Source organism: Scandinavium sp. M-37, assembly GCF_043558715.1.
Taxonomy (GTDB): Bacteria; Pseudomonadota; Gammaproteobacteria; order Enterobacterales; family Enterobacteriaceae; genus Scandinavium; species Scandinavium vulneris_A.
In genome coordinates this window covers 38,744-59,741 of sequence record NZ_JBIGIN010000021.1, presented here as the reverse complement: position 1 = coordinate 59,741, position 20,998 = coordinate 38,744, and the positions used below count along the sequence as shown (strand labels likewise).

19 protein-coding genes and 4 tRNA genes are annotated in these 20,998 nt (G+C 55.8%); 18 read left to right on the top strand and 5 right to left on the bottom strand.

Translation table 11 applies throughout. From position 1 onward, the window contains the following. Positions 1-2: 2 nt before the first annotated feature. The 12 genes from rfbA (at position 3) to ACG0Z5_RS15700 (ending at position 9,204) form a co-directional block, all read left to right on the top strand. Positions 3-884, top strand: coding sequence for a glucose-1-phosphate thymidylyltransferase RfbA (gene rfbA / locus ACG0Z5_RS15755; protein ID WP_394448961.1), 882 nt, complete (start codon positions 3-5; stop codon positions 882-884). Next, positions 862-1,536, top strand: a complete 675-nt coding sequence (gene rffC / locus ACG0Z5_RS15750) for a dTDP-4-amino-4,6-dideoxy-D-galactose acyltransferase (RefSeq protein ID WP_394448958.1) — start codon at positions 862-864, stop codon at positions 1,534-1,536. The genes rfbA and rffC overlap by 23 nt, the downstream gene beginning before the upstream one ends. Positions 1,537-1,540: 4 nt before the next feature. After that, entirely contained in the window at positions 1,541-2,671 is a 1,131-nt protein-coding gene (rffA, locus tag ACG0Z5_RS15745) for a dTDP-4-amino-4,6-dideoxygalactose transaminase (RefSeq protein ID WP_394448955.1), read from the top strand. Between the two features lies 1 nt (position 2,672). Continuing rightward, positions 2,673-3,923, top strand: coding sequence for a lipid III flippase WzxE (gene wzxE, locus ACG0Z5_RS15740; RefSeq protein WP_394448952.1), 1,251 nt, complete (start codon positions 2,673-2,675; stop codon positions 3,921-3,923). Continuing rightward, the gene (locus ACG0Z5_RS15735) at positions 3,920-4,999 is read left to right on the top strand and encodes a TDP-N-acetylfucosamine:lipid II N-acetylfucosaminyltransferase (RefSeq protein ID WP_394448949.1); all 1,080 of its coding nucleotides are present in this window, start codon (positions 3,920-3,922) and stop codon (positions 4,997-4,999) included. The genes wzxE and ACG0Z5_RS15735 overlap by 4 nt, the downstream gene beginning before the upstream one ends. Then, positions 4,996-6,342, top strand: coding sequence for an ECA oligosaccharide polymerase (gene wzyE / locus ACG0Z5_RS15730; RefSeq protein WP_394448946.1), 1,347 nt, complete (start codon positions 4,996-4,998; stop codon positions 6,340-6,342). The genes ACG0Z5_RS15735 and wzyE overlap by 4 nt, the downstream gene beginning before the upstream one ends. 12 nt (positions 6,343-6,354) lie before the next feature. After that, positions 6,355-7,095, top strand: coding sequence for a lipopolysaccharide N-acetylmannosaminouronosyltransferase (gene wecG, locus ACG0Z5_RS15725; RefSeq protein WP_394448943.1), 741 nt, complete (start codon positions 6,355-6,357; stop codon positions 7,093-7,095). 167 nt (positions 7,096-7,262) lie between these two features. Then, positions 7,263-8,648, top strand: coding sequence for a bifunctional threonine/serine APC transporter ThrP (thrP, locus tag ACG0Z5_RS15720; RefSeq protein ID WP_394448940.1), 1,386 nt, complete (start codon positions 7,263-7,265; stop codon positions 8,646-8,648). Between the two features lie 102 nt (positions 8,649-8,750). After that, positions 8,751-8,827: transfer RNA gene (locus ACG0Z5_RS15715), tRNA-Arg, on the top strand. Positions 8,828-8,892: 65 nt separating this feature from the next. Then, a tRNA-His gene (locus ACG0Z5_RS15710) sits at positions 8,893-8,968 on the top strand. Between the two features lie 23 nt (positions 8,969-8,991). Then, a tRNA-Leu gene (locus tag ACG0Z5_RS15705) sits at positions 8,992-9,078 on the top strand. 49 nt (positions 9,079-9,127) lie between these two features. Next, a tRNA-Pro gene (locus ACG0Z5_RS15700) sits at positions 9,128-9,204 on the top strand. 854 nt (positions 9,205-10,058) lie between these two features. Here ACG0Z5_RS15700 and hemY read toward each other — a convergent pair. Genes hemY through hemC form a run of 4 tightly spaced genes read right to left on the bottom strand, consistent with a single transcriptional unit; the run spans position 10,059 to position 14,148 of the window. Beyond that, positions 10,059-11,255, bottom strand: coding sequence for a protoheme IX biogenesis protein HemY (hemY, locus tag ACG0Z5_RS15695; RefSeq protein WP_394448937.1), 1,197 nt, complete (start codon positions 11,253-11,255; stop codon positions 10,059-10,061). Positions 11,256-11,257: 2 nt separating this feature from the next. After that, positions 11,258-12,448, bottom strand: coding sequence for a uroporphyrinogen-III C-methyltransferase (gene hemX / locus ACG0Z5_RS15690; RefSeq protein ID WP_394448934.1), 1,191 nt, complete (start codon positions 12,446-12,448; stop codon positions 11,258-11,260). Positions 12,449-12,469: 21 nt separating this feature from the next. Beyond that, positions 12,470-13,210, bottom strand: a complete 741-nt coding sequence (gene hemD / locus ACG0Z5_RS15685; RefSeq protein WP_394448932.1) for a uroporphyrinogen-III synthase — start codon at positions 13,208-13,210, stop codon at positions 12,470-12,472. After that, complete coding sequence (hemC, locus tag ACG0Z5_RS15680; RefSeq protein ID WP_394448929.1) at positions 13,207-14,148, bottom strand: hydroxymethylbilane synthase; 942 nt, start codon at positions 14,146-14,148, stop codon at positions 13,207-13,209. The genes hemD and hemC overlap by 4 nt, the downstream gene beginning before the upstream one ends. A gap of 348 nt (positions 14,149-14,496) precedes the next feature. On the opposite strand from hemC, the gene cyaA reads away from it, so the two are divergent. Continuing rightward, complete coding sequence (gene cyaA / locus ACG0Z5_RS15675; RefSeq protein WP_394448926.1) at positions 14,497-17,043, top strand: class I adenylate cyclase; 2,547 nt, start codon at positions 14,497-14,499, stop codon at positions 17,041-17,043. Here cyaA and cyaY read toward each other — a convergent pair. Then, positions 17,040-17,360, bottom strand: coding sequence for an iron donor protein CyaY (cyaY, locus tag ACG0Z5_RS15670; RefSeq protein ID WP_394448923.1), 321 nt, complete (start codon positions 17,358-17,360; stop codon positions 17,040-17,042). The genes cyaA and cyaY overlap by 4 nt on opposite strands. Before the next feature lie 138 nt (positions 17,361-17,498). Between cyaY and lptM the strand changes: the two genes are divergently transcribed. From lptM to yigB, 5 genes are read left to right on the top strand one after another with little or no spacing between them, the layout of a single operon-like run. Beyond that, positions 17,499-17,702 (top strand): LPS translocon maturation chaperone LptM, encoded by a 204-nt coding sequence (lptM, locus tag ACG0Z5_RS15665; RefSeq protein WP_319629681.1) that lies wholly within the window; start codon positions 17,499-17,501, stop codon positions 17,700-17,702. Positions 17,703-17,738: 36 nt separating this feature from the next. Beyond that, on the top strand, positions 17,739-18,563 hold the full coding sequence (gene dapF / locus ACG0Z5_RS15660) for a diaminopimelate epimerase (protein WP_394449013.1): 825 nt from the start codon (positions 17,739-17,741) through the stop codon (positions 18,561-18,563). Continuing rightward, positions 18,560-19,267: a DUF484 domain-containing protein gene (locus ACG0Z5_RS15655; protein ID WP_394448920.1), complete on the top strand. Its 708-nt coding sequence runs from the start codon at positions 18,560-18,562 to the stop codon at positions 19,265-19,267. The genes dapF and ACG0Z5_RS15655 overlap by 4 nt, the downstream gene beginning before the upstream one ends. Next, a complete protein-coding gene (gene xerC, locus ACG0Z5_RS15650; RefSeq protein WP_394448918.1) occupies positions 19,264-20,166 on the top strand; it encodes a tyrosine recombinase XerC in 903 nt (300 codons plus the stop codon). Before ACG0Z5_RS15655 ends, xerC begins: the two co-directional genes overlap by 4 nt. After that, on the top strand, positions 20,166-20,882 hold the full coding sequence (gene yigB / locus ACG0Z5_RS15645) for a 5-amino-6-(5-phospho-D-ribitylamino)uracil phosphatase YigB (RefSeq protein ID WP_394448915.1): 717 nt from the start codon (positions 20,166-20,168) through the stop codon (positions 20,880-20,882). The genes xerC and yigB overlap by 1 nt, the downstream gene beginning before the upstream one ends. The last annotated feature ends 116 nt before the right edge of the window (positions 20,883-20,998 follow it).

The following is a 20,998-nucleotide window of genomic DNA, read 5'->3' as shown; positions in this document are numbered from 1 at the left end:
ATATGAAAGGCATTATTCTGGCCGGCGGGTCCGGCACGCGATTGCATCCGATCACCCGTGGCGTCTCGAAACAGCTACTGCCCATCTATGACAAGCCGATGATCTACTATCCGCTGTCGGTGCTCATGCTGGCAGGGATCCGCGAAATTCTCATCATCACGACCCCTGAAGATAAAAGCTACTTTCAGCGCCTGCTGGGCGATGGGTCAGAGTTTGGCATTATGCTGCACTATGCCGAACAGCCGAGCCCGGACGGGCTGGCGCAGGCATTTATCATCGGTGAAACCTTCCTCGCCGGAGAGCCCTCTTGTCTGGTGCTGGGCGACAACATCTTCTTTGGCCAGGGCTTCAGCCCGAAACTGCGCAGCGTGGCTTCTCGTACTGAAGGTGCCACCGTATTCGGTTATCAGGTAATGGATCCTGAACGCTTTGGCGTGGTGGAATTTGACGATGATTTCCGCGCGTTATCGCTGGAAGAAAAACCGAAAGAGCCTAAATCCAACTGGGCGGTGACCGGCCTCTATTTCTATGACCATAAAGTGGTGGAATACGCCAAACGCGTTAAGCCATCCGAACGCGGTGAACTGGAAATAACCTCCATTAATCAGATTTACCTGGATGACGGCAACCTGACCGTGGAGTTGCTCGGGCGTGGTTTCGCGTGGCTGGATACCGGTACGCATGACAGCCTGATTGAGGCCAGCACCTTTGTGCAAACGGTCGAAAAGCGTCAGGGTTTCAAAATCGCCTGCCTCGAAGAGATTGCCTGGCGTAACGGCTGGCTGGATGACGAAGGCGTCAAACGTGCCGCGAGCCAGTTAGCAAAAACGGGCTATGGCCAATATCTGCTGGAGTTGCTTCGTGCCCGTCCGCGCCAATATTGAACCCCTGAACTGGGAAACACAGTTCTTTGGTATCAACAGCGCCATCCTGCGTGTTCATGATGATGCGCCGGTACTGGCTGCCGATGAACTGGCAAACTGGGCGCGGGTGCAGGCAAAAATTCCCGCCCTGCGTACGGACTGGCTCGATGCGCTGCAACAGTTAGGTTTTCAATTGGTGGAAGGTGAAGTCGATTTCCGGATACTGGTCTCCGCCTGCGCCAATCCGCAGGCAGAGATTGCCGCAGAAGGTGATATTCCTCGTCTCCGAGAACTTGCCGCACAGGCGTTTGCCCAAAGTCGTTTTCGTGCGCCATGGTATGCCGACGACGCCAGCGGACGTTTCTACGCGCAGTGGATTGAAAATGCAGTTCGCGGCACCTTCGATCATCAATGCCTGATTTTCCGTGATGATAAAGCGGACATTCGCGCATTTGTTTCGCTACGTCAGCTTAACGCCAGTGAGGCTCGCATTGGGTTGCTGGCCGGGCGCGGGGCGGGCGAGCGCCTCATGCAGGCCGCTTTACGCTGGGCGCATGACCGCCAACTGACAACGCTGCGGGTCGCGACCCAGATGGGCAACACTGCGGCACTCAAACGTTACATTCAAAGCGGTGCCATTCCTGAAAGCACCGCCTACTGGCTATACAGGTGACACGATGATTCCTTTTAATGCTCCGCCGGTTGTCGGTACTGAACTTGATTACATGCAGTCTGCCATGGGCAGCGGCAAGCTGTGCGGCGACGGTGGTTTTACCCGTCGCTGTCAGCAGTGGATGGAACAGCGCTTCGGCAGCGCCAAAGTCCTGTTAACCCCTTCCTGTACCGCGTCGCTGGAAATGGCGGCCTTGCTGCTGGATATCCAGCCGGGCGACGAAGTGATCATGCCGAGCTACACCTTCGTCTCCACCGCTAACGCTTTTGTACTGCGCGGCGCGAAGATCATCTTTGTCGATATTCGCCGCGACACCATGAACATCGATGAAACGCTGATTGAAGCGGCGATCACCGACAAAACCCGCGCAATCGTGCCGGTGCATTACGCGGGCGTGGCCTGTGAAATGGACACCATTATGGCGATGGCGAAAAAGCATGACCTGTTTGTGGTAGAGGATGCCGCTCAGGGTGTGATGTCGACCTACAAGGGCCGCGCGTTGGGCACCATTGGGCACATTGGCTGCTTCAGTTTCCATGAAACTAAAAACTACACCGCGGGTGGCGAAGGCGGCGCGACGCTAATCAATGATCCAACACTGGTCGAGCGTGCAGAAGTCATTCGCGAGAAAGGCACTAACCGCAGCCAGTTCTTCCGCGGTCAGGTTGATAAATACACCTGGCGCGATATTGGCTCGAGCTACCTGATGGCCGATTTACAGGCTGCCTATCTGTGGGCACAGCTGGAAGCGGCCGACCGCATCAACCAGCAGCGCTTGAGTCTGTGGCAAACCTATCATGATGCGCTGAAGCCGCTGGCGGATGCGGGACGAATTGAGCTGCCGACGATCCCGGCTGACTGCGTTCACAACGCGCACATGTTTTATATCAAGCTGCGTGACGAAGCCGATCGCGGCAAACTGATCGCCTGGCTTAAAGAAGCCGAAATCCTGGCGGTGTTCCATTACATCCCGCTGCACTCTTCCCCGGCCGGTGAAGCGTTCGGTGAATTCCGGGGTGAAGACCGCTTTACCACTCAAGAAAGTGAGCGTTTGCTCCGTCTGCCGCTGTTCTACAATCTGGCGGTGGTCAACCAGCGGACGGTAATTAACTCCCTGCTAAGTTACTTCGCCTGATATGTCACTGGCAAAAGCCTCTGTCTGGACAGCAGCCAGCACGCTGGTAAAAATTGGTGCGGGTCTGCTGGTGGTCAAATTGTTGGCGGTAACGTACGGCCCTTCTGGCGTGGGTCTGGCGGGTAACTTTCGCCAGCTCGTCACCGTGCTTGGCGTTCTGGCGGGCGCGGGGATCTTCAACGGCGTCACCAAATTTGTGGCGCAATATCATGACGACCCCGACCATCTGCGAAAAGTCGTGGGCACCTCATCAGCAATGGTTCTCGGCTTCTCCACGCTGCTGGCCGTCGTTTTTGTTCTGGCGGCGGCCCCGATAAGCCAGGGGCTGTTCGGACATACCCGCTATCAAGGCTTAGTGCAGCTGGTGGCGCTAGTGCAAATGGGTATCGCTTGGGGCAATCTGCTGCTGGCGCTGTTGAAAGGGTTTCGTGATGCAGCCGGAAACGCACTGGCTCTCATTGCCGGTAGCCTGATTGGCGTCGCGGCGTATTTTCTGAGCTGGCATCTCGGCGGTTATGAAGGCGCACTGCTTGGGCTGGCGCTGGTGCCCGCCCTGGTGGTGATCCCGGCGGGCATCATGCTGGCAAAGCGCAGGGCGATTCCGTTTTCGTACCTTAAACCGCGCTGGGATGCCTTCTACGCCGGGCAGTTAGGCAAGTTCACGCTGATGGCGCTGATTACATCGGTGACGCTACCGGTGGCCTATGTGATGATGCGAAACCTGCTGGCGGCGCATTACAGCTGGGATGAAGTGGGGATCTGGCAGGGTGTCAGCAGTATTTCAGATGCCTATTTGCAGTTCATCACCGCCTCGTTTAGCGTCTACTTATTGCCAACCCTATCGCGGCTGACGGCGAAATCAGACATTACCCGCGAGATTGGTAAAGCGTTAAAATTCGTGCTTCCGGCGGTGGCGGCGGCCAGTCTGACCGTCTGGCTGTTACGCGATTTTGCCATCTGGCTGCTGTTTTCTGCGAAGTTTACCGCGATGCGAGATCTCTTCGCCTGGCAGCTGGTCGGCGATGTATTAAAAGTAGGCGCTTATGTTTACGGTTATCTGGTGATCGCCAAAGCCTCGCTGCGGTTTTATATTCTGACAGAAATCAGCCAGTTTACTTTGCTGACCGCTTTCTCACACTGGCTGATCCCGGCGCACGGCGCACTGGGCGCGGCTCAGGCCTATATGGCGACCTACATTGTTTATTTTGCGCTGTGTAGCAGCGTATTTTTAATTTGGCGTAAACGGGCATGACTGCACTGATACACGTACTGGGATCGGACATCCCGCACCATAACCAGACCGTCCTGCAATTCTTCAGCGAAGAACTGGCGGCGGGGAGCGAACACGCTCGCGAATTTATGGTGGTGGGTAATGAAAGCGAGTTGCAGGCCGCAGGCCCCAATCTCTCGCTGCGCTTCTATTCCAGCAAAAAAGCGCTGGCGACGGCCGTTATTGAGAGAGCGAAAGCTAATCGCGCGCAGCGTTTCTTCTTTCACGGGCAGTTCAATACCGGCCTCTGGCTGGCGTTGCTCTCCGGCGGCATCAAACCCGCCCAGTTCAACTGGCATATCTGGGGCGCGGATCTGTATGAGGTTTCCCGCGGCCTGAAATTCCGGCTGTTCTATCCACTGCGTCGCATGGCGCAGGCCCGGGTGGGATGCGTTTTCGCTACCCGGGGAGATTTGAATACTTTGGCGAAAGTGCATCCGCGGGTACAAGGAGAACTGTTGTACTTCCCAACCCGCATGGACCCCTCGCTGAACACCCTGGAAAACCCGTCGCGTGAGACCTCGACGCTGACCCTTCTGGTGGGTAACTCCGGCGATCGCAGCAATGACCATATTGCCGCGCTGAAGGCCATTCATCAGCAGTTTGGTGATACCGTTAACGTCGTGCTGCCGATGGGCTATCCGGCCAATAACGACGCGTACATTGCTGAAGTCCGTGCGGCAGGCGAAGCGCTATTCAGTGCAGAACATCTGCAAATTCTGAGCGAAAAGCTTGAGTTTAACGACTACCTGGCGCTGCTTCGTCGCTGCGACCTGGGCTATTTTCTTTTTCCTCGTCAGCAGGGGATTGGCACGCTATGCCTGCTGATTCAGGCGGGCATTCCGTGCGTGCTGAACCGCGAAAATCCGTTCTGGCAGGATATGGCGGAGCAGCATATTCCGGTTCTGTTCACTACTGATACGCTTGACGTTGCGGTGGTGCGTGAAGCGCAGCGCCAACTGGCTAGTGTGGATAAAACACAGATCGCGTTTTTCCGTCCAAACTATATGGAACCGTGGCACCGCGCGCTGCAGATTGCGGCAGGAGAGGCGCAATGAGCCTGATGCAGTTTACCGGCCTGCTTGTGGTCTGGCTGTTTTCCTCGCTGTTTATCGCCACGTTGACGTACTTTGAGTTTCGTCGCGTGCGTTTTAACTTCAATGTCTTCTTCTCGCTGCTGTTTTTGCTGACGTTTTTCTTCGGCTTCCCGCTGTCGATGACGCTGGTGTTTCGCTTTGACGTGGGCATCGCCCCTCCTGAAATTCTGTTGCAGGCGTTGCTGTCGGCGGTCTGTTTCTACGCCATCTATTACGTCAGCTACAAAACGCGTTTGCGCGCCGCCCGGGCACCGTCGGCACGTCGACCGTTGTTTACCATGAACCGGGTAGAAACCCATCTGATGTGGCTATTGTTGGCGTTAATTGCGCTGCTGAGCGTCGGCACCTTCTTCATGCACAACGGGTTCCTGCTGTTTAAGCTGCATTCGTACAGTCAGATTTTCTCCAGTGAAGTCTCCGGGGTGGCGCTCAAGCGTTTCTTCTATTTCTTCATTCCGGCGATGCTGGTGGTCTATTTTCTGCGTCAGGATAGCAAAGCGTGGATGTTTTTCCTCGTGAGTACCGTGGCGTTTGGCCTTCTGACCTATGTGATCGTGGGTGGCACGCGCGCGAATATCATCATCGCTTTCGCCATCTTCCTGTTCATCGGCATCATTCGCGGCTGGATTTCGTTGTGGATGCTGGCGGCGGCGGGCGTGCTCGGCATTGTTGGCATGTTCTGGCTGGCGCTGAAGCGCTACGGGATGAACGTCAGCGGCGACGAAGCGTTTTATACCTTCCTGTATCTGACGCGCGATACCTTCTCGCCGTGGGAAAACCTCGCGTTGCTGCTGCAAAATTACGACAAAATTGATTTCCAGGGCCTGGCCCCCATCGTGCGTGATTTCTACGTGTTTATCCCAAGCTGGTTGTGGCCAGACCGGCCGGGCATCGTGCTGAACACCGCTAACTATTTCACCTGGGAAGTGCTAAACAATCACTCGGGACTGGCGATTTCGCCAACGCTGATTGGTTCACTCCTGGTGATGGGCGGGGCATGGTTTATTCCACTCGGTGCGGTGGTGGTCGGGCTGATTATTAAATGGTTTGACTGGCTCTATGAGCTCGGCAACCGTGAAACGAACCGCTATAAAGCGGCTATCCTGCACAGTTTCTGTTTCGGAGCTATCTTCAACATGATTGTGCTGGCCCGCGAGGGGCTCGATTCGTTTGTCTCCCGCGTGGTCTTTTTCCTGGTGATTTTCGGGCTGTGCCTGCTGGTTGCCAAATTGCTTTACTGGCTGTTGGACAGCGCCGGGCTTATCAATAAGCGCGTCAGGTCGCTGCCACAACCTCTGGTTTGAGAAATGAAACAGATGACGGATTCAACAGCAGCCCCGCTTTATACCGTGCGCGGTCTGCAGCTTATCGGCTGGCGCGACATGCAGCATGCGCTGGATTACCTGTACGCCGAGGGGCAGATGCGGCAGGGCACGCTGGTGGCGATCAACGCCGAGAAAGTGCTCACGGCGGAAGATAACGCCGAGGTACGTACGTTGATTGAGGCGGCTGAGTTTAAGTATGCCGACGGTATCAGCGTGGTACGATCGATTCGCAAGAAATACCCGACGGCTAACGTTTCGCGCGTGGCGGGGGCGGACCTGTGGGAAGCCTTGATGGCGCGGGCGGGTGCGGAAGGTACGCCGGTGTTTCTGGTTGGCGGTAAGCCTGAGGTGTTAGCCCAAACAGAGGCCCGGCTGCGCGAACGCTGGAACGTGAATATCGTGGGCAGTCAGGACGGTTATTTCAACGCTGAAGAACGGCAGGCGCTGTTTGAACGCATCCATGCCAGCGGGGCGAAAATTGTCACCGTGGCGATGGGCTCGCCAAAACAGGAAATCTTCATGCGCGACTGCCGTCAGGTGCATCCTGACGCCCTGTTCATGGGCGTGGGCGGCACCTATGACGTGTTCACCGGTCACGTTAAGCGTGCGCCAAAGCTGTGGCAAAAATTGGGGCTGGAATGGCTCTATCGTCTGCTGTCGCAGCCGAGTCGCCTCACTCGTCAACTGCGCCTGTTGCGCTATCTCCGCTGGCATTATACCGGTAATCTCTGACATCCGCTCCTGCAATGAAAGTATTGCCCAGGAATTGTGCAATACTTTCGCATAACTAATACTTTGTTTGCCATTTCACCCAATTTATTTAACCATTCGCCCCTTCAAAATTCCGCTCATTACAATAACCGGCATCGACCGGAACGTTGCAAACACATAGAGGATCTATGGCTGAGAAACAACCGGCGCTTCAGCGAGGGCTGGAAGCACGACACATCGAATTGATCGCCCTCGGCGGTACCATCGGGGTTGGCCTGTTTATGGGCTCGGCGAGTACCCTGAAATGGGCCGGGCCGTCGGTATTGCTGGCGTATATCATCGCTGGCCTGTTCGTGTTCTTCATCATGCGTTCGATGGGCGAAATGCTGTTCCTCGAACCGGTGACCGGCTCGTTTGCAGTGTATGCCCATCGTTACATGAGCCCATTCTTTGGCTATCTCACCGCCTGGTCTTACTGGTTTATGTGGATAGCGGTGGGGATTTCCGAAATAACCGCCATCGGGGTCTACACGCAGTTTTGGTTCCCGGATATGGCGCAATGGATACCCGCGCTTATTGCCGTTGGGCTGGTCGGGCTGGCGAACCTGGCGGCGGTGCGCCTGTACGGCGAGCTGGAATTCTGGTTCGCGATGATTAAGGTCACTACCATTATCGTGATGATTGTCGTCGGGGTGGGGGTCATCTTCTTTGGCTTCGGCAACGGCGGTCAGGCGATCGGCTTTGGCAACTTGACCGAACATGGCGGGTTCTTTGCCGGGGGCTGGAAGGGCTTCCTGACGGCGCTGTGTATCGTGGTGGCGTCCTATCAGGGCGTGGAGCTTATTGGCATCACCGCCGGTGAGGCGAAAAATCCGCAGGTCACGCTGCGTAGCGCGGTGGGCAAAGTTCTGTGGCGGATCCTGATTTTCTACGTAGGGGCGATTTTTGTCATCGTCACTATCTTCCCGTGGAATGAAATTGGCAGTAATGGCAGCCCGTTTGTGCTCACCTTTGCCAAAATCGGCATCACTGCTGCGGCCGGTATCATCAACTTCGTGGTGCTGACGGCGGCGCTGTCTGGCTGTAACAGCGGAATGTACAGCTGTGGACGGATGCTGTACGCGCTGGCGAAAAATCGTCAGTTGCCGTCGGCGATTGCCAAAGTGTCGCGCAACGGCGTACCGGTGGTGGGCGTGGCAGTGTCGATTGCCGTGCTGTTGGTTGGCTCTTGTCTGAACTACCTCATCCCTAATCCGCAGCGAGTGTTTGTCTATGTCTACAGCGCCAGCGTGTTGCCAGGCATGGTTCCGTGGTTTGTTATCCTGATAAGCCAGCTGCGTTTTCGCGAGGCGCACAAGCAGGCGATGGTTAAGCATCCCTTCCGCTCGGTGCTGTTCCCGTGGACCAACTATTTGACGATGGCGTTCCTGATTTGTGTATTAATCGGGATGGGCTTTAACGAAGACACGCGGATGTCGCTGTTTGTCGGCATCATCTTCCTGGCGGTAGTGACGATGCTGTACAAGGTTTTACGTCTTGGAAACGTGCCGGAAGCATCTAATTCGCAGGAATAATCGTCAAAACGTGCAAAGCATAACCAAACGGAAAATTAATTTAAAAAGGGACTAGACAGCCCTGCGTGAAGCCCGTATTATCCGACCCCGCAACGGCGCTAAGCGCCCGTAGCTCAGCTGGATAGAGCGCTGCCCTCCGGAGGCAGAGGTCTCAGGTTCGAATCCTGTCGGGCGCACCATTAAACCCGGTGCTGGAGCTGCGGTGGTCTGTGATAACACAGGGCCGCGTGAAAGAATATCAGTGGTGGCTATAGCTCAGTTGGTAGAGCCCTGGATTGTGATTCCAGTTGTCGTGGGTTCGAATCCCATTAGCCACCCCATTAATTTTGAGTTAAGTGGCAATGCGAAGGTGGCGGAATTGGTAGACGCGCTAGCTTCAGGTGTTAGTGTTCGTAAGGACGTGGGGGTTCAAGTCCCCCCCCTCGCACCACAACTTAAAGTTAAAAAGAATTGAACTAAAAATTCAAAAAGCAGTACATCGGCGAGTAGCGCAGCTTGGTAGCGCAACTGGTTTGGGACCAGTGGGTCGGAGGTTCGAATCCTCTCTCGCCGACCAATTTTGAACCCCGCTTCGGCGGGGTTTTTTCTATTCTGAATTCGGCAAAATCTACTACCAAAATAATTATCCCTACCTCTTTCATTCTCAATGACAAATATGTCTCCAGATGGCGACATTTAATTTCATGATTTCACGCTAAATCCTGTTTATACATCCCAGCGTCTCCATTCAGCGACATCTCATTAATTCCTAAAAGGCCAACTCCCTGATATTCAGGGGTGCAAGTGTAGCCAAACGTGTGTAATAATATGTCTGTAGATGCTCATTCCATCTCTTATGTTCGCCTTTATACCCTCGGGTATGGCCTCATAAACCCAGGAATGACGCAGAGCCGTTTACGGTGCTTATCGTCCACCGACAGATGTCGCTTCGGCCTCATCAAACACCATGGACATAACGTTGAGTGAAGCACCCATTGTTGTCAATCAGACCTGTTTTAACGCCTGCCCTGTTTTCAGAGCAGGCGTTTTTTTATGGGTTTAATTCCGGTAGCGGAATAAGACGATGCCGACCAGTAATAATGCGAAAAATGAAACGCACCACAATGTGTGAGCCGCACTTATTTGCCCAGTGAGTATGACGGTCACAGACGTTGTGATCGTTGCACTGAGCGTTTGCCATCGCCACGCTTTCGCACTGGCGCTGGAAACATCATCTTCAGTGAACTGATGCAGTACGCTGAACGTCCCTAAAGCAAACACCACGCCAGAAAGCGCGTGAGTGAAAAACGGTGCATGCTGAAAAATCGTTACATTGGGAAGCTCGTTGAAAGGGCTCAGAGTCAGAAATGTAGCATGAGGCTGAAGACAAAAGAAAGGGGCCAAAAGGCCCCTTTACTCACACATTTCTACTCAGGAAGGTGGGTTATTCTGAAGCGTCAGTAACAGTCCGTCACGGCGCATGGTGGCCGCTTCTTCCGGCTGATGTAGCCTGTCGAGTGCATCTGCCAGCCAGGCGTAGTCAAACGCATCAGGGCGCTGTTTCAGCGCCGCTCGGAAGGCAATGGTCGCCTCCTCCCATTCGCCGTGCTTCATCAGTGACTGACCCAGCGTACTCCACAGCAGCGGACGGTCACCCACGCTTTTGATCTGCTGGCGCAACACTTTTTCCAGCTGCTCCGGATTCGTGGTTTTCAGACGCGGAACCGGAAGCAGCAGACGGTCGTCGTACTGGCGTTTCAGGCCATCGATAATGATCTGCTGGGCCATGTCATGATCGTCACACTCGATAAGGTGATCGGCCATGGCCACCTGCAGCGCCACGCGATGACGGGTTTTACGACTCTGATTTTTCCACCATTCGCGCAGGCCATCACTGCCCTGATCGGCGCGCGCCTGATCCATCAGGCCAATCCACGCCTGCTGTTCCAGGGCATCACGGTGGGCTTCATCGCCGACGTTGGCTTTCGCCATCGACGGAATGATATCGAGCAGTGAACTCCAGGCCCCGGTACGGATATAAGCCTGTTCAGCCAGACGTAGCACTTCAGGATGACGTGGTGTGATTTCAAGCAGTCTGTCTACGCCATGACGGGCCGCGTGGTCTTCATGACGCGCGAGCTGGATACGCACCCGGGTGATTTCCACCGGGATCAGATCGTTACCGGCGCTTTCCGCGGCACGTTCCAGATGCTGATTCGCGCGCATTTCGTCCCCGCGCTGCTGCGCTGCTTCCGCCGCGAGCAGATAATTCACCACCGGCTGTTCAGCGTGATCGGCATTTTTCGCCATCAGCTTCTCAACCTGCTGGTAGTCACCTTCCGCCAGTTTCAGCAGCGCCTGTTCGGTCTGCTTGCGGGCGCGACGGCGTTTACGGCCAACAAACCAGCCCCGGGTATGTGCCCCGGTGCGGAAGATACGGCGCAGCAGCCATTCGATGGCGAACAACACCACCATGGTCAGGATCATAATGATCACCAGACCGGTGACGCTGGTTTCGATGTTGTAGGTGTCGGTCTGGATCAGGACGTAGCCCTGATGACCCGCGATGATAGGCCCAACCACGATCCCGGCGATCAGCAATGCAAAGAGCAATAATACTTTAAGCATGATTATTCTCCCTGCGGTGCAGCGGCGGCAGGCGCGGCATCAGCCTGCGGCGTCGCGCTCGGCGTAACCGACGGCTGTGACAGCAGATTACGCACGCGGGTCTGCATCAGTTTTTCCAGAATCGGCTGGCTTTGCAGCGTTTCCGGCACGTCCATATTGATGTTCTGCTGACTCAGTGAATCCAGTTCGTCCAGGAAGGCTTTGGTGGTGGCATCGTCGGTATCGTAGTAAGCCCGTACCCAGGTGGACACGTTATCCAGTGCCTGCTTATAGGTTTGTTCCTGATGGCGAGGCACGGCCTGCGCGGCAACCAGCAGACGGGAGCGGATATTCTCACGCAGATAGACGTCCTGATTCGGCGCTAACAGTGGAACTGCGGTTTCGTCACGGCGACGAATGGTGATAAAGCTGTCCATAAAACTCTGCCAGCTCTTTTGCAGATTGACGCGCCATTCACCGAGGGAGCTTGAAAGCTCGCTGCTGTCTTCGTCCATCGGGGAATCGTCGTCGGTATTGTCGGCCAGACGCAGGTTATCAATCTGATTCGACAGCTGATTCACCTTCAGAATAATTCCGTCGTAATCGACCTGGGTTACGGCAGACAGGCTGGCAATATCGTCAGTAATGGCCCGACGTGCGGTGATCAGACTTGGGTCATTCATGTCAGCCAGGCTTGCATCGGCGCTTTTCAGCAGTGCCGCTGCGCTGGTGACGTCCTGATCGCTCCACAGCTTACGACCCGCCAGTTTGACGAGGAAATCGGCCTGCGCCAGTTGCCAGGTTTTGGCATCGCTGCCGGAAATGGTGGCCACTTTCTGCTGCAGTTCATCGAGCTGCTTGTGCAGCGCGTCCTGCTGCTGTTTCGCGACAGTCAGCTGCTCGGCCTGCTGCTTAATCACGCCTTCCAGTTCGGTTTTCTGCGATTCCTGCGCTTTTTGCAGGGCGGTCACTTGATTCACCAGCGCATCGCTGGCGGAGGTCTGATTCGCACCTTGCTGTTTCACCAGGCTGTACAGGCCAATGCCTGCGGCCAGGGCGATGGCAATCGCCACCACGCTGAGCGCCAAAGGGGCTTTATTGCTGCTCTTTTTCTTCTCAGCGTTTTTCGTTTCAACATTCTCCGGCTGTGGCGTCACTTCCACGGCCTCCCTGGTCTCTTCAACCACGGCGGAGTTCTCTTTTTGTTCCGTCATTATGGCTTCCAATGTTGAGAGTTATTGTAAAGCACGCAGCAGCGCGTCGTTGTCGGCGCCATCGGCCACCCTGATATTCTGCCAGCCCAGTTCCCGGGCCAGTTCTGCAAGACGCTCACTCACCACAAGCACCTCGCAGTGTAACAACCAACGCTCGCGATACCATTGCGGGATCAGCGACCAAAGCTGTTTTAACATTTCGCCGCTGGTGATGACCAGACGAGTCACGCCGCGTGATTCCCAGCGCAGGGCTTCTTCAGCACCGTCATAGTGGCGATTAGTGCGTTGATAACATTCGCAAAAAGTCACACTGGCACCGCGTTCCTGCAAGGTTTCGCCGAGCAGTTCCCGCCCGCCGTTGCCGCGTAAAATCAGCGCTTTCTTGCCGGCAACGTTTTGTAATTCAGGTAATTGTAGCAACACTTCGCTGATTTCCCGATCGAGCGGATAACGAACGTCAATACTGCTGACTTTATGCAGAGCCAGGCCGGTGGTGCGCCCGATGGCGAAATAGCGCGGCGCGTCTGGCCACGGTTGCCCGTGTTGTTGCAACTGCGCGTGGGCAAATTCGACGGCATGTTGCGAAAGCGCGAACAGGAGGCTGCCTTCGCCCAGCGCGGTCAGATACCCCGGAAGTTGGGCGAGTTCACGGCCGGGAGTAAATTCGATTAACGGAAAGCTCCAGGCCTCTCGCCCCAGCGCGCGCAGGCGGCTGACAAGTTCTTCCCCTTGGGGAGACGGGCGAGTGACCAGAATGCTCATTCAGGGGCTTCTCCGTGATAAACGTCCGCGAGGATCTCGCGTGCGCCGTTGTTGAGTAACTCTTCAGCCAGTGAAATGCCGAGTTTTTCGGCGTCTTCCGCTGGTCCACGACGCTCACCGCGTACCATCTGGCTGCCGTCAGGCGCGCCAACCAGTGCGCGGAGCCAGATTTCGCCATTGCTCAATTCAGCATAGCTGCCAATCGGCACCTGACAGCCGCCTTCGAGGCGGGTATTCATCGCGCGTTCTGCGCAGACGCGAACGGCGGTGTCCGTATGATTCAGCGGCGCGAGCAGCGTGCGGGTGTGTTGGTCGTCAAGACGACATTCGATGCCCACGGCACCCTGACCCACGGCGGGCAGAGATTGCTCTGGCGACAGAGCCTGGCGGATCCGGTTTTCCAGTCCGAGGCGTTTGAGCCCCGCGACCGCCAGAATAATCGCATCATAATCGCCGTTATCGAGCTTACTCAAACGCGTGCCGACGTTGCCGCGCAGCGAGCGAATCACCAGATCCGGGCGTTCGGCGGCCAGCTGGCACTGGCGGCGTAAACTTGAGGTGCCAACCACGCTGCCGACGGGCAAGGCGTCGAGGGATTCAAACTGATTCGAGACAAACGCATCACGCGGATCGTCGCGTTCGCAGATGGTCGTCAGGCCAAGCCCTGGCGGAAATTCCACCGGGACATCTTTCATCGAATGCACGGCGATATCCGCCCGGCCTTCAAGCAGCGCCAGTTCCAGTTCTTTGACAAACAGCCCTTTACCACCCACTTTTGCCAGCGGCGTATCGAGGATAACATCGCCACGCGTGACCATTGGCACCAGCTCAACCTGGAGCCCGGGATGGCTCGCCATCAGCCTGTCTTTCACATAATATGCCTGCCAGAGTGCGAGAGGACTTTGGCGTGTGGCAATTCTTAAAACTTTGTCTAACATGCTTGTTACCGTCGTTATCGTCCGCCAGTCATCCTAACATTGTTGCTATAAGGATGTTAGTTTTCGCGTTTTTCTAAAAATGAGAAAATGGGAAAATGAGCGCAGATGAGGGGCGTGTTGAAGAATTTACAGCGGTTAATTGGTGCTAAACTTATCTGTAGCGCATCTTTCTTTACGGTCAAACGGCAAGGTGTTAAATTGATCACGTTTTAAACCGTTTGTTAGCCCGCACCACAGACCATCCTGGCGACAGACGGTAGCGGTTCTTGTTGAATTCTAAAAACCTTCGTATCCCATGCAGTTCACCGCTTTAGCGATACGCCAGGTTTTAACATCAGGCGATATGTCTTGTACCTCTATATTGAGACACTGAAACAGAGACTGGATGCCATAAATCAATTGCGCGTGGATCGTGCGCTTGCTGCCATGGGGCCCGCTTTCCAGCAGGTCTACAGTCTTCTGCCGACATTGCTGCATTATCATCATCCGCTGATGCCGGGTTACCTCGAAGGTAACGTCCCCAAAGGCATTTGCCTCTACACGCCTGATGAAACCCAACGTCACTACCTTGATGAGCTCGAACTGCATCGCGGCATGCCGCCGCAGGACACCGCCAAAGGCGAACTGCCGATCACCGGCGTGTACTCAATGGGTAGCACCTCTTCTGTCGGTCAAAGTTGTTCTTCGGATCTCGATATCTGGGTCTGTCATCAGGCCTGGCTTGATAATGGCGAACGGCAGCTGCTGCAACGTAAATGTAGCCTGCTGGAAAGCTGGGCTGCCTCACTCGGAGTGGAAGTCAGCTTCTTCCTGATTGACGAAAACCGCTTCCGCCATAACGAAAGCGGCAGCCTGGGCGGCGAAGACTGCGGTTCAACGCAGCATATTTTGCTGCTCGACGAATTTTATCGCACCGCCGTGCGCCTCGCGGGGAAACGTATTCTGTGGAATATGGTGCCGTGCGAGGAAGAGGAGCATTACGATGACTACGTCATGAAGCTCTACGCGCAGGGCGTGCTGACCCCGAACGAATGGCTGGATCTTGGCGGATTGAGCACGCTCTCCGCAGAAGAATACTTCGGTGCCAGCCTGTGGCAGCTGTATAAAAGCATTGATTCTCCGTACAAAGCGGTGCTGAAAACTCTGCTACTTGAAGCCTATTCCTGGGAATATCCGAACAGCCGCCTGCTGGCGAAAGACATTAAACAGCGCCTGCATGATGGCGAGATTGTGTCGTTCGGGCTCGACCCGTACTGCATGATGCTCGAACGCGTCACCACCTATCTGCTGGCCATTGATGACACCACCCGTCTGGATCTGGTGCGTCGATGTTTCTACCTCAAAGTCTGTGAAAAACTGAGCCGCGAACGTGCGTGCGTCGGCTGGCGTCGTGAAGTGATCGGACAGTTAGTGAAAGAGTGGGGCTGGAGCGAAGAGCGTCTGGCGATGCTGGATAACCGCGCCAGTTGGAAGATTGACGAAGTGCGCGATGCGCACAATGAACTGCTCGACGCGATGATGCAGAGCTACCGCAATCTGATTCGTTTCGCGCGTCGGAACAACCTCAGCGTTTCCGCCAGCCCGCAGGACATTGGTGTCCTGACCCGCAAACTGTATGCCGCGTTTGAAGCTCTGCCGGGCAAAGTCACGCTGGTGAACCCGCAAATTTCGCCGGACCTTTCCGAGCCAAACCTGACCTTTATTCATGTGCCGCCGGGCCGTGCCAACCGTACAGGCTGGTATCTCTACAATCGCGCCCCGAACATGGAATCGATCGTCAGTCATCAGCCGCTCGAATATAACCGTTATCTTAATAAGCTGGTGGCCTGGGCCTGGTTTAACGGCCTGCTGACCTCACGCACCCGCCTGTTTATTAAGGGCAACGGCATTGCCGACCTGGCAAAATTGCAGGAAATGGTCGCCGACGTCTCGCACCACTTCCCGCTGCGCCTGCCGGCGCCGACGCCAAAAGCGTTGTATAGCCCATGCGAAATTCGCCATCTGGCGATTATCGTCAACCTCGAATACGACCCGACTACGGCGTTCCGTAATCAGGTGGTGCACTTTGATTTCCGTAAGCTCGATGTCTTCAGCTTTGGCGAAGAACAAAATTGCCTTGTGGGTAGCGTCGACCTGCTGTATCGCAACTCGTGGAATGAGGTGCGAACCCTGCACTTTAACGGCGAGCAGGCGATGATCGAAGCGCTGAAAACCATTCTCGGTAAAATGCACCAGGATGCGGCTCCGCCTGACAGCGTCGACGTATTCTGCTACAGCCAGCATTTGCGTGGTCTTATCCGCACCCGCGTGCAGCAGTTGGTTTCAGAGTGTATTGAACTGCGTCTTTCCAGTACGCGTCAGGAAACGGGGCGTTTCAAAGCGCTGCGTGTGGCGGGGCAAACCTGGGGACTGTTCTTCGAGCGGCTGAATGTTTCCGTACAGAAGCTGGAAAACGCCATCGAGTTTTATGGCGCGATTTCACATAACAAACTGCATGGTTTGTCGGTGAAAGTGGAAACCAACCATGTGCAGCTTCCGCCGGTGGTCGACGGTTTCGCCAGCGAAGGGATTATTCAGTTCTTCTTTGAAGACAGCAGTGAAGACAACGGCTTTAACATCTACATTCTGGATGAGAGCAACCGGGCAGAGGTGTATCACCACTGCGAAGGCAGCAAAGAAGAACTGGTGCGTGACGTCAGCCGGTTCTACTCGTCATCGCACGATCGCTTCACCTACGGCTCAAGCTTCATCAACTTCAACCTGCCGCAGTTCTACCAGATTGTGAAAGTCGACAATCGCGCTCAGGTTATCCCGTTCCGCACGCAGGCCATTGCGGCCGTCGCACCCGCCAATCAGGATGAAACGACCCCGTTACTGCAGCAGTATTTTTCTTAACGGAAGCTAACCGTTTCACCCGCCTGCTGCGTGGCGGCCTGTTCCAGTAAATCCCAGAACGTTTCGCCGCTGCGATCGCAGACCCATTCCGTGCCTTTCAGGTCGAAATGGTAGCCGCCTTGTTTGGTCGCCAGCCACACCTGGTGTAAAGGCTCCTGGCGGTTAATGATGATTTTGCTGCCGTTCTCGAAACTCAGCGTCAGTACGCCGCCGTTAATCTCGCAATCAATATCGCCGTCGCCATCCCAGTCATCAATGCTCTCTTCGATGGTCATCCACAACTGGTCTGCAAGGCGATGAAATTCACTGTCGTTCATTGTTCTTTTCCATTATCAGGTGATGGGCGCAGTATAACGCGAAACAATTCCGGTTGCAGTCAGGCGCTAAACGCTTGCTTTTACGTCTTCTCCTGCGATGATAGAAAGCAGAAAGCATCAACCACAGGCACTATAAGAATGAAGAACCTCTTTCGACCACTGGTCCTTTTGGCTGCGTTAATGACCCTGGCAGGTTGTGGCCTGAAGGGGCCGCTCTATTTCCCGCCTGCAGATAAAACCGCTGCACCCCCGACGAAACCGGTCAATCCAGGTACTCAGAGTACCGAACCGACTCGCAACGATCGTGGCGATAACGGTGGCCCGACCCAGGTTAACTACTAATACGACGTCGTTGTTTCTGCGTGGATGGAGTAAATGATGCAGTTCTCTAAAATGCACGGCCTTGGCAACGATTTCATGGTCGTCGATGCGGTAACGCAGAATGTGTTCTTTTCTCCCGAGATGATCCGCCGCCTGGCCGACAGGCATCTTGGCGTCGGATTCGATCAACTGCTGGTGGTTGAACCGCCGTACGATCCCGATCTCGATTTTCACTACCGCATCTTTAACGCTGACGGCAGCGAAGTGTCGCAGTGTGGTAACGGCGCACGCTGCTTTGCGCGGTTTGTGCGCCTGAAAGGCCTGACCAATAAACGTGACATCCACGTCAGTACCGCCAACGGTCGTATGGTATTAACCGTAACGGACGACGACCTGGTGCGGGTGAACATGGGCGAGCCGAATTTCGAGCCGTCGCAGGTGCCGTTTCGCGCGAACAAAGCGGAAAAGACCTATATTATGCGTGCGGCCGAGCAGACAGTATTGTGCGGCGTCGTCTCAATGGGCAACCCGCACTGCGTGGTACAAGTCGACAGTGTGGACACCGCACCGGTGGAAACATTAGGCCCTGTTCTGGAAAATCATGAACGTTTTCCGGAGCGTGCCAATATCGGTTTTATGCAGGTGGTAAAGCACGACCACATCCGTTTACGCGTCTACGAGCGCGGCGCGGGTGAAACCCAGGCCTGCGGTAGCGGCGCGTGTGCGGCGGTTGCCGTCGGCATTCAGCAAGGGTTGCTGGGCGAAGAGGTACGCGTGGAATTACCAGGCGGGCGTCTTGATATCGCCTGGAAAGGACCGGGTCAACCGTTGTTTATGACTGGCCCGGCGGCACATGTCTACGACGGATTTATTCATTTATGAAATCAATCGGGGAAGAACAGCAGGCAGAACTGAGCGCGCTCGACGATCGCGCGGTAGTGGATTACCTGCTGCAACATCCTGAATTCTTCATTCGTAATGCCTCTGCGGTGGAAGGGATGCGCGTCCCGCATCCGGTTCGCGGCACGGTGTCGTTGGTCGAATGGCATATGGCGCGCGCCAGAAATCACATCAACGCGCTGGAAGAGAATATGACGCTGCTGGTGGAGCAGGCATCGGCCAACGAAAGCCTGTTCTATCGTCTGCTGCATCTGCAAACGCGGCTGGCGGCGGCGGAAAGCCTCGACGATATGCTCAACCGGTTCCATCGTTGGGCGCGCGATCTGGGTCTGGCAGGGGCTACCGTGCGTCTGTTTGCCGATCGCTGGCGCCTTGGCGCGCCGTCGAAATTCACTCAGTTGGCGTTATCGCGGCAGGCGTTTGAATCGATCCGCATTCAGCGTCTGGGTCATGAACGGCATTTTCTGGGCTCGCTCAACGGACCGGAACTGCTGGTGATGATGCCGGATGCTAAAGCAATTGGCTCGGTGGCAATGTCGATGCTGGGCAGCGATGGCGATCTGGGCGTGGTGTTGTTCAGTAGCCGCGATCCGCAGCACTATCAGGCTGGTCAGGGAACGCACCTTTTGCAGGAGATTTCCCTGCTGCTGCCGGGCTTGCTGGAGCGTTGGGTCGAGCGCGTATGACGCCGTCTCCGCTATCCGCCTCTACCGAACGCTTCCTGCGCTATCTCGGCGTTGAACGCCAGCTCAGCCCCATTACCGTGCTCAACTATCAGCGTCAGCTGGATGCCATCATGGCGTTAGCCGACGAAAGCGGCGTCAAAAGCTGGCAACAATGTGACGCCGCGGTGGTGCGTAATTTCGCGGTACGCAGCCGCCGGAAAGGGCTCGGTCCGGCTAGCCTCGCGCTGAGGCTGTCGGCGTTACGCAGCTTCTTCGACTGGATGGTCAGTCAGGGCGAGCTACAGGCCAATCCGGCGAAAGCCGTTTCGGCCCCGAAAGCACCGCGCCATTTACCGAAAAACATCGACGTCGATGACGTCAACCGACTGCTGGATATCGACCTGAACGATCCGCTGGCGGTGCGCGACCGGGCGATGCTGGAAGTGATGTACGGCGCGGGCCTGCGTCTGTCGGAACTGGTCGGCCTCAATATCAAACATCTGGATTTAGAATCCGGTGAAGTGTGGGTGATGGGTAAGGGCAGCAAAGAGCGCCGTCTGCCGATTGGCCGCAACGCCGTACAGTGGATTGAGCACTGGCTGGATCTACGCGGGCTGTTTGGCAGCGAGGAAGAAGCGCTGTTTCTGTCGAAGCTCGGCAAGCGTATCTCGGCCCGCAACGTGCAAAAGCGCTTCGCCGAATGGGGCATCAAGCAGGGGCTGAACAGCCATGTGAATCCCCACAAGCTGCGCCACTCGTTCGCCACGCATATGCTGGAATCGAGCGGTGATTTGCGCGGGGTGCAGGAACTGTTAGGCCACGCCAATCTCACCACCACTCAAATCTATACCCATCTTGATTTTCAACACCTTGCCTCGGTGTACGACAAGGCACACCCACGCGCCAAACGGGGGAAATAATGCGTTTTTACCGTCCACTGGGCCAGATAGCGGCCCTGACCTTCGACCTGGATGACACCCTTTACGACAACCGGCAGGTGATTCGCCGTACGGAAAAAGAGTCGCTGGCGTTCGTCCGCAATTACCATCCGGCGTTACAGGCGCTGGAAAGCAGTGATTTTCAGCAGCTGCGCCAGTCGCTGCGCCAGGCCGACCCGGAAATTTATCACGACGTAACCGAATGGCGTCGGCGGGCGGTCGAGCAGGCGATGCTCAACGCCGGGCTATCGGCGAGAGAAGCCACGGTCGGTGCCAATGCGGCGATGGCGAATTTCGCCCAATGGCGCAGTGCGATTGAGGTGCCGCAGGAAACCCACGACACCCTCGCGCGTCTGGCAGAAAAATGGCCGCTGGTGGCGATAACCAACGGCAACGCCCAGCCGGAACTGTTTGGTCTGAACGACTATTTTAAGTTCGTGCTGCGCGCGGGTCCCGACGGGCGTTCAAAGCCGTTTAGCGACATGTACCATCTGGCAGCGGAACGCCTCGACGTGCCGCTGGAGCAGATCCTGCACGTCGGCGACGACCTGACGACCGACGTCGCAGGCGCTATCCGTTGCGGGATGCAAGCCTGCTGGATAAACCTGCTTGAGGGCGATTTAATGCAAATTGCCGACAGCCGCCTGTTACCTCACATCGAAATTTCGCGGTTGGCATCGCTCACTACGCTGATATAATCACCGTAACTCTGTATAAAATTCCAGGGTTTTGGCGGATGCGCTATGCTTATCCGCCCTACGATCGTGTAGGCCCGGTAAGCGAAGCGCCACCGGGCGTTTCGTCGTTTTCCCTT